Source organism: Neptunicella marina (assembly GCF_014270035.1).
Lineage (GTDB): Bacteria > Pseudomonadota > Gammaproteobacteria > Enterobacterales > Alteromonadaceae > Neptunicella > Neptunicella marina.
In genome coordinates, this window is record NZ_JACNEP010000002.1 from 323,264 (window position 1) to 335,609 (window position 12,346).

A 12,346-nucleotide genomic window follows, 5' to 3' on the forward strand; every position below is an offset into this window, starting at 1 on the left:
CCTATTTATCAGGAATTTCTAACTTTTAACGTTGCTGGAACAGGATGATTAATCATCCTGCATCAACCAGCCTTTAACAACTTGTGCCGAGAGTTCTGGCTCATTCGCCACCAGTGCCCGCACGGCTTTAAGTACATCTTCATCTTTATGTAAATCTGGCATATGCAGTGAACCATCTGGCGAAAAGCCAATGCTGGCTGCATCAAATTCTTCCGACAACATGCTGATTGTATCATCTCCCAGATCCAGTCCACTATCAGCATCAAACTCATCGGCATCCTGCACCTCAGCCGGATTAATCAGTTTACGCAACATCGGTCTGACAACAGCAAGAATCAACACGATAATCACCAGCCCACCAATAACCAGCCGCAGAATGCGCATAAACCACAATTCTTCCCAGATAGGTGTTTCTTCAAGCGCACCATCATCAATTCGGCTAAATGGAATGGTCACCACTTCCAACGTATCACCGCGAGTAATATCAAAGCCAATGCCACCTTGCAGTAAACGTCGAATACTCATTAACTCAGCTTGCTCACGCGGAACACTTGTCGTGGTGCCATCCGCACCTGTTTGCGACTGATAGTCCACTGCTACCGACACACTTAAACGACGGATCTGACCGGTTTGGCGTTTGGTGTGGCTGATGGTGGTATCCAGCTCATAATTTCGGGTGGCTTCTTTATGCGAACGACCAGGCGTGCTTCGCTCAGCATTTGAACCAGTGGCATTTTCCGGAATATTTGAATCAAGCGGCGGCTGGTTAGTTAACGCACCCGGCACGCCGGCGATAACTGAACCAACACTGTTTTCTTCAACTGTCATTTCACTGCGTACAGAGGGTAAATCCGGGTTATAGCTTTTCTGAGTTTGCTCAACTGCAGTAAAGTCCATGCTCACATCGACCTGAGCCGTATAGTTACCCAACCCCAGTACAGGTATGAGTATGGAATCAATTTTCTGCAGATATTCTGTTTCGCGTTTTTTCTCTAGTTCATATTCTTTGCGTGCGCGTGCTGATGACGCATTTTGCGAGCCTGAATTAAGTAAGCGGCCACTGCTGTCGGTCACAGTAACACGCGCCGGCTCCATTCCCTGAACCGAAGATGCAACGATATCGACGATAGCATCGACTTCCTCTTCGGACAGCACCGCCCCGCGGCGTAATGTCACTACCACCGTCGCTCCGGCTTTTTTCTCACGGCGGGCAAACACATTTTCTTTAGGTAATGCCAGTAAAACTTTGGCTTTAGCCACGGAGGCTAAATCTTCAATGGTATGAGCGATTTGTTGTTCACGGGCGTGTTTAAGGCGTTCCATCTCCACTCGCTGACTAACACCAAATCCCATATCCTGCATAATAATATCGGTGCCACTATCACTGGTCTCAGTCAACCCCTGACGCGCCATACCCATTTTAATTTTGTCGTATTCGGCTTCGTTAACGTAAACCGTGTCACCTTTTAATTTATATTCAACCTGGTTGGCATCCAGATAGTCGAGCGTTTCAATAAGTTCCTGGGTGGGCATTTTGGCCAGCGGACGCATGTCAGGTTCCTGCGCCCAAAAGAAAATAAAAATAGCGATAGCAACACTAATGACAAGTGCGACAATCATGGTTACCTGTCTGAGCATATCTACACTGTTTAAACTACTCAGCAGACCGGAGGATGACTCCTGATCGTCCTCCTGGCGCTCGTCATTATTACTGACTGCCAGTTCTGTACCTGTTGCTTCTGCCACCTTAAACCTCTCTTATTAAACCGGCATATTCATTATTTGTTTATAGGCTTCCATTACCTTATTACGCACCTGGATCGTAGCTTCAAATGCAACGCCTGATTTCTCCTTGGCGATCATCACGTCGGCCAGGCTCAAATTAGGATCCCCCAGTTCAAACCTTTGTGACAGGTCTTTTGCTTCAAGCTGCATACTGTTTACGTTGTTAATCGCCTGATGCAACATATCAGCAAAATTTTGTGAAGAAGGATTAATTTGTGTCGGTTGTAACTCTCCCAAACCACTTTTAGCCTGAGCACTGAGTGACTGCAATTCGCTGTACAAACTTTGAGCTTTTATATCCATTGCTAAACTGAACCTTTGGGTGGGGGATATTCTTACAAGAGCATCTGCAACTCTAATGCCAATTCATCAAACCCTTTATTTTTCATAGGGTTGAAAAAGCACCGTAAAAAAACAGGTATCTGACGGCGGTTTTTTGACACTAATTCACTGAGCAATTAATGAACTAACCGATTGATTTAAAAGGAATAAAGAACTGTACAACATTTAAACAAAACTTATGTGCAAGATAAAAAAATGAAGTCCGAAGACTTCATTTCAATCATGCTGGTAACTCAATACCGACATCGCGCATTCGAGCCAGTTTATATCTGAGCGTTCTGGGACTAATACCCAGTTTTTCAGCAACTTCTTTACGCTTGCCATTACAGGCATTTAAGGTATCCAGAATGATTTGATGTTCCTGATGACGCAGCTCCTGTCCCAACTTAGCTTCATCTGTTCTGGAGTCATCAGGCTCTGGAAGTTCGGACACCACGCTATCAGGCTGCTCAATCATTAAATCATGACTATCAATATAATCATCACCGGCCAAAATTAATGCGCGTTGCACGACATTTTCCAGTTCGCGCACGTTACCGGGCCAGCTGTACTGCATCAACTTGCTACGGGCTGCAGCGGTTAGTTTGGGTGGCAATTCCTTACTACAATGACGACTGATTAAATGCTCAGCCAAAGGTAAGATATCCCCACTTCGTTTGGCTAAAGCAGGCCAGGTAAGCGGAAATACGTTAAGGCGGTAATACAGGTCTTCTCTGAATTCACCATTTGCAACAGCTTCTTTTAAGTCGCGGTTACTGGTTGCCAGCACGCGCACATCCAGACGAATTGTTTTGCGGCCGCCCAGACGCTCTACTTCCTTCTCCTGCAGTACCCGCAGGATTTTAGCCTGCAACGCCAGATCCATTTCAGTTATTTCATCCAGTAGCAATGTTCCACCCTGCGCTTGCTCAAATTTTCCGGGGCAGGCTTGTAAGGCACCGGTAAATGCGCCTTTTTCGTAGCCAAAAAGTGTTGCTTCTAACATGTTTTCCGGAATAGCAGCACAATTAATAGCAACAAAATCTTGTTCAGCCCGTGCAGAGTGATCATGGATATAGCGAGCCAGCACTTCTTTACCTGACCCACTTGGTCCCAGAATCATCACGGTTGCATCGGAACCCGCTACGCGGTTTGCCAGTTGCAGTAATTGCTCACTGGAAGGATCTGCAACAATAGGTTGACGCGATTCAACCCGGGTTGCCGGCGCATAGCGCTCAACCAGATTAAGTAAAACCTGCGGGGCAAAAGGTTTTGCCAGATAATCACTGGCGCCATCCCGCATTGCTTGCACCGCATCATCAATAGTCGCATATGCAGTCATCAATAGTACGGGTAAGCTGGAATACTTATTTTTAATACTTTTTAGCAGGCTTAAACCAGACATATCGCCCATTTGGATATCACTGACTACCAAATCAAATTTCTGGCGCCCCAGCTGCACCATAGCCGCTTCGGCACTGTCTGTTTCGACAATGTCATAGCCCCCCAGCATCAGGGTATCAACCAGCGCTTCACGCAATCCGGCGTCATCTTCGACAATTAAAATTTTGCTGTTGCTCATAGGGTGCTCTCCTGCTGAAGACTTGGATTATTCTGTTCAAAAATATGAATAGGTAATTTCATACAAAAACATGCTCCACCTTGCGGTGTGTTGGCAACTTCTACACTGCCCTTATGAGACTGAGCTACGGCTTTAACAACCGCGAGACCCAACCCGGTTCCCTGTGATCTTGTGGTATAGAATGGTTCAAACAAATGCTCGACCTTGTGAGGGTCTATCCCCGGGCCGTTATCAGTAACACTCAGTAGCACAGTTTGTGGATCAGCCTCATCCCGTCGGGCTGCAACGTGAATATGTGCACCGCTATTTTTAATTTGTACACTATTATGAATTAAGTTTTGTAAAGCACCTGCCAACGCAGTGCGGTTGGCTAATACAAAAATATCAGGTTCGGGCATGGTTACATGCATCGTCGCCTGATGTTGAGTCAACATTGCATCCGTTCCGGCTTGCACTTCTTCCAGTAACGACTGCATAGACAGCTCGTTGACAACCTGGTCTGAACCACTTTTAGCAAATAACAACATATCGTTTACCTGATGCTCTAAATCATGCAAACGCGATAATAATTTTTCACTGAATTTTGAACGGGAAACCTCATCCAGCTTATGACTGGCAATATTGGACGCATATAACAAAGCTGCCGATAAAGGTGTACGTATCTGATGAGCAAGTGAAGCGACCATATTGCCCAGAGAGGACAAACGTTGCATATGACTGACACGCTGCTGTAAACGGCGGGTTTCGGTCAGGTCTGTCAGCACAATAAGCTGACCCGGCTCTTTTTCCAGAGGGCAAATAGACAATTTAACTTTGCGGCCATCATACAGAGACACTTCATGTCCATCATCAGCCTGCGGCCGAAAGGAACGCTGAATAATCGCCCGCCAGCTTTCACCTTCCAACGGCTCGCCTAACAGGTCAATTGCGACCTGATTGGCTTGTTTCACATTCCCCTGACCATCGATTACTACGACGCCAGCTGGCATCACCTCCAACAAATGCGATAAACGATCGCTTTGCTGCTGAAGGCGAATAAATTCCTGTTGATTGAAGGTGACTTCATCGGGTTGCGAAGTTGGATTGATGACCAATTGTGCAACTGCCATATATACCTCATGTCAAATTCCAGACAAGGTAGATATAGCAGTTAACGTGCCAAGATTTATTTATTTTAAATCAATAGGTTATGAAACTTTCATCTGTCAGAAAACTGACATTTGATTAATCAGTAAGCAGAAACTAAGAGTCGTCCCGGGTTAGATCATATTTACGCATTTTTTCCACCAGCGTAGTACGGCGCATACCCAGCAATTCGGCAGAACGGGCGACTACCCAGTCCTGTTGTTCCAGCGCCTGTTTAATCATGGCGATTTCAAGCTCAGAAATATACTCTTTGAGATTCACACCTTCCGGTGGTAACTGGCCATCAGACGCGAGTAATCCATTAATCTGATGCTCTTCTCCATTGACCGCCTCATCACTGAGCTCAATGTCGTCATCACCACCAAATAATGCGTTGATTGCTTCACGCTCAAGCAACTCTTCAGGATAATCGGGTTGATAAGCATCAACGTCTAAATGCCGGTACTTACGTGGTAGTTGCAACACATCTATAATCTGTTCAGGATACATAATGGTTAACCGCTCAACCAGATTAGATAACTCACGAACATTGCCCGGCCAGTTATGCTCCATCAGCGATAACATAGCATTCTGAGTGAATTTAATACCAATCCCGCTTTCTTTTTCGACTCTAGAGATCAATTCCTGTAATAACAAAGGAATATCATCTTTACGTTCACGCAGCGCCGGCGTTTCAATAGGGAACACATTTAATCGATAGAATAAATCTTCGCGGAATTTTTCCTGTTCAACCATGGTTTCCAAATCACGGTGTGTCGCAGCAATAACCCGCACATTGCATTGCACTGATTTTGCACCGCCGACCCGTTCAAAGGTTCTTTCCTGCAGTACCCTCAGCATTTTCACCTGCATCTGCAATGGCATATCACCAATTTCATCCAGAAAAAGAGTTCCGCCTTCGGCCAGCTCAAAGCGCCCCTTACGAGCACTGACTGCGCCGGTAAACGCCCCTTTTTCGTGACCAAACAATTCGCTTTCCAACAGTTCGGCTGGAATCGCTCCGCAATTAACAGGAATAAAAGGTCCATCTTTACGTACCGACAAATAATGTAAGTTACGCGCAACAACCTCTTTACCGGTACCTGATTCTCCCAAAATAAGTACATTTGCTTCAGTAGGGGCTACTTTTTCAATCATTTGACGTACCTGCTGAATTTCGGCACTTTTACCGATCAGGCTACGAAAAAGCTTGGTTTTATTTACAACGGGAGTGCCCTGGGTAGGCCGCTGAGTGATGTACTCCTGGCAGCGATGTAGCATTTTTGTCAGTTCAGGATAAGTGGCGGGTAAACACAACTCGCCAACAACATTAGCCGGCGTTATGTCAATCGAACTGGACAAGGTAATAAATGGGTAAAGGGCAAACTGATTAATAACGGTTAAGGCATGTTCAGCTTCAGCAGCGTCAACAATTACCGCTTTGAAATTCACTTGTGATGATAATATTTGAGCAGCGTTTGAAAAATCTGTAGCAGTACAGCTTTCCCCCATAAAGGTCAGTACCGTATTTAAGCTTTGTTGCAGGTTTTCCTTGGTACTGATCACCAGAATATCATTCATTCCACATTCCAAACTACTTGATTGATTTGTTATTATTTTTCGCCGATGATTTTAACTGTTCACTGTCCGATAGCAACCTGTTTACCGACTTGGAATATAAATATTTAGCCGGTAACATTCCTTTATTCCAATCCTGATACATAAGTAATGATAATGGATTTTATGAAAACTGCCCGTGAAGTATTCAACATTGAAGCTGAGGCAATTATACAACTCGGTAAGCAACTCGATAGCAACTTTGACGACGCCATTAACAATATTCTATCAGCAAAGGGCCGTGTAGTCGTCTGTGGAATGGGCAAATCAGGTTTAATAGGCAAAAAAATAGCCGCCACTCTGGCCAGTACCGGAACACCTAGTTTTTTTATGCATCCCAGCGAAGCGTTCCATGGCGATCTTGGCATGGTGACCGCTGATGATATCTTTTTAGCCATTTCTAACTCAGGAGAAACGGAAGAGTTACTAAAACTGATGCCGTTTTTGACCGACAGTGGAAACTATATTATCGCGATGACTGGCTACCTCAACTCAAGCCTGGCACGTATTGCAAATTCGGTGTTGAATATCAGTGTTGAAAAAGAAGCATGCCCATTACAACTTGCGCCAACGGCATCAACGACTGCAACTCTGGCAATGGGTGACGCACTGGCAGTAACCCTGATGAAAGCACGGGATTTTCAACCGGAACATTTTGCGCGTTTCCACCCGGGCGGACATTTAGGTCGCAGGTTACTGGCCCTGGTGAAAGATGAAATGCTGACTCAAAATCTGCCATTAATTAACGCCAGCGCCAGTTTTGCTGAATTGATTCATTGCATATCCAGTGGTCAACTCGGATTAGCGATTGTGACGTCTGAAGAAGGTATTGGTATTACCACAGACGGAGATATTCGCCGGGCCTTCGAGCGATTCGAAAAAGATGTATTCGAACTTAAAGCGGCTGATTTAATGACCGCTTCCCCTAAAACCATTAATGCCAATGCCAAAATGAATGATGCATTTATGATGATGGAACAACATCAAATCACAGCACTGATCGTCCAGGAAAAAGGCGAAGTCGTGGGAATTCTGAAAAAGTAACTTTGGCTATATCCCAGACATGAAAAAGGCAGCTTAAGCTGCCTTTTCCGAAATCCAGAAAACCCGATGCTAACTAAGTAAAGCTAACACTTGTCCCTGTTGCTGATTAGCTTGCGCGCGCACCGCAATAGAAGACTGATTTAAAATATCATTTGCCGCGCTTTCTGATGTTGCCTGAGCATAATCAGTATCCTGAATACGGCTACGGGCCTCCGCAACATTTACCTCAGTCTGGGTTAAATTACGTGCAGCACTTTCAAAGCGATTTTGAGTTGCACCTAAGTCTGCACGGTTAGAATCAACGAATTCAACTGCCGCATCGGCCGCTTTAAGCGCATCCTCAACGCCACTGGCAGAACTTAAATCAACACTTAAGATATCCTGTAAACCTGCTGCCACATCCTTCGTACCAACCGACAACTTCTGTCCGGCATTCGCACCGACCTGAAAGTCGATTTCACCATCACCAGATAATAGTTTTTTGCCCGCAAACTCCGTTTGATCAATGGTCGCTTTGATGTTGTCCTGTAACTGACTCACTTCTGATTGAATCGCTTTGCGATCAGCAGCACTTAAAATACCATTGCCTGCTTTGATTGACAGTTCACGTATACGACTCACATCATTGGAAATACCGGATAAGCCGCCTTCGGCGACCTGCGACAATGAAATGCCATCATAAGCGTTACTGACGGATTGACGATAGCCAGATACCTGAGAGGTTAAGCGGTCAATAATTTGTAAACCGGCGGCATCGTCTGCTGCACCATTCACGCGTTTCCCGCTGGCCAGCTTTTCAAAAATACTTTTCTGCTTTTCCTGCAGCTGTTGCAATACAGTTGAACCAGGATTGTTGTTATTTACATTAATCATTTTCTACCTCCATGCATAACGCTGGAAATACCTCACCTGATAAAAAGTGTAGCAAACAGTTGATTGATTAGTAAGCAATGCTTTTTCCACATGGTATAGATTTTTATACACAAGTATTTTTAAACACATGTAGCTTAGTTATACTGGTGGTAACTTCATTACAAATTTACTCAAGATCAATAACTTAGAGTTTGGTTTAAAGTTAAACCTCAAATTTGCCGATAAAGTGAAAATAACTAACCCACAATCGGATACTTCCATGAAAAAATTTGCACTAGTCGGAGCAGCAGGTTACATCGCTCCCCGTCACATGAAAGCGATCAAGGAAACGGGCCATGATCTTGTAGCTTGTTTGGATCCGAATGATTCAGTTGGCATCATTGATAGTTATTATCCTAACGCACACTTCTTTACCGAATTTGAACGTTTTGATCGTCATCTGGATAAGCGTGCGCGCAGCGGCGAGGGATTAGATTATATATCTATTTGCTCCCCCAATTACTTGCATGATTCACATGTTCGTTTTGCACTGCGCTCGGGTAGCGATGCGATTTGTGAAAAACCACTGGTGCTCAATCCATGGAATATTGACGGTTTACTGGATATGGAAAAATCCACAGGACGTAAAGTGAATACCATTTTGCAATTACGCCTACACCCCAGCATTATTGCCTTACGTGAAAAAATCCAACAGCAGCAACCCAAACAGAAATTTGAAGTTGATCTAACTTATATCACCTCACGCGGCCAATGGTATCAAGCCTCTTGGAAAGGTGATGAGAAAAAATCAGGTGGAATAGCCACCAACATTGGTGTGCATTTTTTCGATATGCTGCATTTTTTGTTTGGGGATTTACAGGATAACCAATTGCATTTCAGCAATGCGACTACCGCCTCTGGTTATCTTGAATACCAGCATGCACGTGTACGTTGGTTTTTATCCATTGATGAAAAGTCACTCCCAGCCCAGGTTCGCTTAAAAGGACAACGCACCTACCGCAGCATCACTATCGATGGTGAGGAAATTGAATTTTCAGGTGGATTTACCGATTTACATACCATGAGTTATCAACACATTTTATCTGGTAACGGATTCGGCCTGGAAGATAATTTTGTGGCGATTAAAACCGTATCCGATATTCGTAATATGCAGCCAAAGAGCTCACTAGCGCATCAACATCCATTTATTGCTCAAGGAATGTAATTTGACCATTAACATTCACCCCAGTGCTATCGTTGATGAAGGTGCAACCATTGGCGATGGTACTCGCGTTTGGCATTGGGTTCATATATGTAGTGGTGCACAAATAGGCCAGAAATGTTCACTGGGGCAGAATGTTTTTATTGGCAACCAAGTCACCATTGGTAACAACGTAAAAGTACAAAATAATGTTTCTGTTTACGATGGTGTCACGTTGGAAGACGATGTATTTTGCGGCCCTTCCATGGTTTTTACCAATGTATATAACCCGCGTTCAGCCGTTATTCGCAAAGACGAATATCGGCCAACCACAGTCAAAAAAGGCGCAACTCTTGGTGCTAACTGCACCATTGTTTGTGGCCATAGCATTGGTGAATATGCCTTTATTGGCGCCGGATCAGTCGTAAACCAAAGTGTACCGGATTATGCATTAATGGTTGGCGTACCTGCCAAACAAATTGGCTGGATGAGTGCTTATGGCGAAAAACTCAATCTGCCCTTAACCGGCAATGCCACCACCACTTGCCCACACGACAATAGCACCTATCAACTGATTAATGGCAACGTTAGGCGACTTCCCTAATGCAATTTATTGATTTACAAGCTCAACTTGCACATATTCGCCCAGCCATTGATGCACGCATAGCCAAAGTTCTGGATCATGGAAAATTTATTATGGGGCCGGAAGTATTTGAGCTAGAAAAAAAACTCGCGGAATACGTTGGCATAAAACACTGTATCAGTTGCGCCAACGGCACCGACGCATTGCAGCTTTCCTTAATGGCTCTGGATATTGGCCCCGGTGATACAGTAATTACAACTGCCTTTTCATTTTTTTCCACCGCAGAAGTTATACCCTTAGTGGGGGCTACACCTTATTTTGTGGATATCATCCCAAGCACCTACAACATTTGTCCAGAAGCTTTACAAGCAGGTATCCATAACGCCAGGAAACAAGGGTTAAAACCCAAAGCGGTGATCGCAGTAGATATGTTTGGCCTGCCGGCCAACTATCCTGAGATTCAAGCCATCTGTGACAAAGAAGGGTTATATCTAATTGAAGATGCGGCACAAGGTTTTGGCGGTAGCATAAATGGCCAAAATGCTGGCTCCTTTGGCGATATTGCCACAACCAGCTTTTTCCCGGCCAAACCGCTTGGGTGTTATGGTGATGGCGGCGCGATATTTACCGACTCGGATGAACTCGCGACTTTGTGTGAATCGTTGCGAGTACATGGCAAAGGCGAACACAAATATCAAAATATGCGTATTGGTTTAAATAGCCGATTGGATACCATCCAAGCTGCCATTTTACTGGAAAAGCTCGGGCACTTTCCTCAAGAATTGATTCAGCGTCAAAAAGCAGCAACTCATTATTCAACTGAGTTAGCCGCAGTGTTTGTTACACCTGCAATACCAGAGGGTTACCAATCATCATGGGCGCAATACACGGTGACACCAAAAAAAGGTAAGCGTGACAATTGGATGAGTTCCTTAAAAAAGGCCGGCATCCCGACTGCAGTTTATTATCCGATTGGTTTAAATAAACAAGTGGCGTTGCAACATTACCCAAGTGATCCAACCCCTATTACTGAGCGACTTTGCGAGCAAGTATTTAGCCTGCCGATGCATGGCTATCTTGATCATCAGCAAGTGGATAACATCATCAACATCATTAACGCGACTAATCCAATATGAAAATTATTAATGTGGTTGGTGCACGTCCTCAGTTTGTCAAAGCTGCTGTTGTTTCAAGAGCTATTCAATCGCACAACCAAAACAATGCCGAAAAAATTAATGAAATTATTGTGCACACAGGGCAACACTTTGATTCCAATATGTCGGATGTGTTTTTTGAGCAGTTATCAATCCCCAAGCCGAGCTATAATTTGCAGGTGAATCAGTGCAGTCACGCTCAAATGACTGCACAAATCATGCAAAAGTTCGAAGCGATCCTTATCCAGGAAGCGCCAGATTGCATCATTGTTTATGGCGATACCAACTCTACGATTGCAGCTGCATTAACTGCAGTGAAAATGCATATCCCGATTGCTCACATTGAGGCAGGACTACGCTCATATAATCGCAAAATGCCGGAAGAAATTAATCGAATATTGACCGACCAGTGTTCGACTTATTTATTTGCTCCAACCGAACAAGCATTACAGAATTTACGTCAGGAAGGTATTACACAAAACACCTTTATGTACGGTGATGTAATGCAGGACGCTGTATCACAATTTGCGATGCTCACTTCCAGTCATGGCAATGTGTTAAATCAATATGCCGTTCGGCCCAAGCAATATGTACTTTGTACACTGCATCGGGCTCATACATTATCGTCTGCAACCGTTTTGCAACAGGCGATTGACTGTCTGGCCTGGATTGCTGGGCAAACTACACTGTTATTGCCTTTACATCCAGCTACACACAATAAACTGAAGGAATATGGAATATCCTTACCCGACTCATTGACTGTCACTGCACCACTAAGTTATCTGGAAATGTTAGAACTCGAATCTAATGCCAGTTTTATCGTGACAGATTCAGGTGGTGTACAAAAGGAAGCCTATATGCATAAAATTCCCTGCATCACGATGAGGGATGAAACAGAATGGGTTGAAACTCTGGAAAATGGTTGGAATACACTAACAGGTATCAATTTAAACAAGATCCAAACAGCATGGACTCAAATACATTCCTTTAATGCACCATGGAACCCCCTTTATGGTGACGGGGATTGTGCAGACAAAATCATCCGCTGTTTGCATCAGAAATTGCACCATTGACCACCTTTC

11 protein-coding genes are annotated in these 12,346 nt (G+C 44.3%); 5 read left to right on the plus strand and 6 right to left on the minus strand.

Annotation, left to right across the window (positions count from 1 at the left end):
* Window positions 1-48: 48 nt before the first annotated feature.
* The 5 genes from fliF to H8B19_RS03885 form a co-directional block, all read right to left on the minus strand.
* A complete protein-coding gene (gene fliF, locus H8B19_RS03865; RefSeq protein WP_186505461.1) occupies window positions 49-1,746 on the minus strand; it encodes a flagellar basal-body MS-ring/collar protein FliF in 1,698 nt (565 codons plus the stop codon).
* A gap of 15 nt (window positions 1,747-1,761) precedes the next feature.
* Window positions 1,762-2,088 carry a flagellar hook-basal body complex protein FliE gene (gene fliE / locus H8B19_RS03870; RefSeq protein WP_186505462.1) on the minus strand — a complete coding sequence of 109 codons (327 nt, stop codon included), beginning with the start codon at window positions 2,086-2,088 and terminating at the stop codon, window positions 1,762-1,764.
* A gap of 259 nt (window positions 2,089-2,347) precedes the next feature.
* Window positions 2,348-3,688 carry a sigma-54-dependent transcriptional regulator gene (locus H8B19_RS03875; RefSeq protein ID WP_186505463.1) on the minus strand — a complete coding sequence of 447 codons (1,341 nt, stop codon included), beginning with the start codon at window positions 3,686-3,688 and terminating at the stop codon, window positions 2,348-2,350.
* Entirely contained in the window at window positions 3,685-4,797 is a 1,113-nt protein-coding gene (locus tag H8B19_RS03880) for a sensor histidine kinase (RefSeq protein ID WP_186505464.1), read from the minus strand. Before H8B19_RS03880 ends, H8B19_RS03875 begins: the two co-directional genes overlap by 4 nt.
* A gap of 133 nt (window positions 4,798-4,930) precedes the next feature.
* Window positions 4,931-6,394: a sigma-54 dependent transcriptional regulator gene (locus tag H8B19_RS03885; RefSeq protein WP_186505465.1), complete on the minus strand. Its 1,464-nt coding sequence runs from the start codon at window positions 6,392-6,394 to the stop codon at window positions 4,931-4,933.
* A 162-nt stretch (window positions 6,395-6,556) separates the two neighbouring features.
* Here H8B19_RS03885 and H8B19_RS03890 point away from each other — a divergent pair, with 162 nt between their 5' ends.
* Window positions 6,557-7,474, plus strand: a complete 918-nt coding sequence (locus tag H8B19_RS03890; RefSeq protein ID WP_241737461.1) for a KpsF/GutQ family sugar-phosphate isomerase — start codon at window positions 6,557-6,559, stop codon at window positions 7,472-7,474.
* 69 nt (window positions 7,475-7,543) lie between these two features.
* Here the strand turns inward: H8B19_RS03890 and H8B19_RS03895 are convergent, their stop codons facing one another.
* Window positions 7,544-8,347 (minus strand): flagellin N-terminal helical domain-containing protein, encoded by an 804-nt coding sequence (locus tag H8B19_RS03895; protein WP_186505467.1) that lies wholly within the window; start codon window positions 8,345-8,347, stop codon window positions 7,544-7,546.
* A gap of 259 nt (window positions 8,348-8,606) precedes the next feature.
* On the opposite strand from H8B19_RS03895, the gene H8B19_RS03900 reads away from it, so the two are divergent.
* From H8B19_RS03900 to wecB, 4 genes are read left to right on the plus strand one after another with little or no spacing between them, the layout of a single operon-like run.
* Window positions 8,607-9,551 carry a Gfo/Idh/MocA family oxidoreductase gene (locus H8B19_RS03900; RefSeq protein ID WP_186505468.1) on the plus strand — a complete coding sequence of 315 codons (945 nt, stop codon included), beginning with the start codon at window positions 8,607-8,609 and terminating at the stop codon, window positions 9,549-9,551.
* Between the two features lies 1 nt (window position 9,552).
* Entirely contained in the window at window positions 9,553-10,131 is a 579-nt protein-coding gene (locus H8B19_RS03905; protein WP_186505469.1) for an acyltransferase, read from the plus strand.
* Entirely contained in the window at window positions 10,131-11,246 is a 1,116-nt protein-coding gene (locus H8B19_RS03910) for a DegT/DnrJ/EryC1/StrS family aminotransferase (protein ID WP_186505470.1), read from the plus strand. The genes H8B19_RS03905 and H8B19_RS03910 overlap by 1 nt, the downstream gene beginning before the upstream one ends.
* On the plus strand, window positions 11,243-12,337 hold the full coding sequence (wecB, locus tag H8B19_RS03915; protein ID WP_186505471.1) for a non-hydrolyzing UDP-N-acetylglucosamine 2-epimerase: 1,095 nt from the start codon (window positions 11,243-11,245) through the stop codon (window positions 12,335-12,337). The genes H8B19_RS03910 and wecB overlap by 4 nt, the downstream gene beginning before the upstream one ends.
* Window positions 12,338-12,346: the final 9 nt, after the last annotated feature.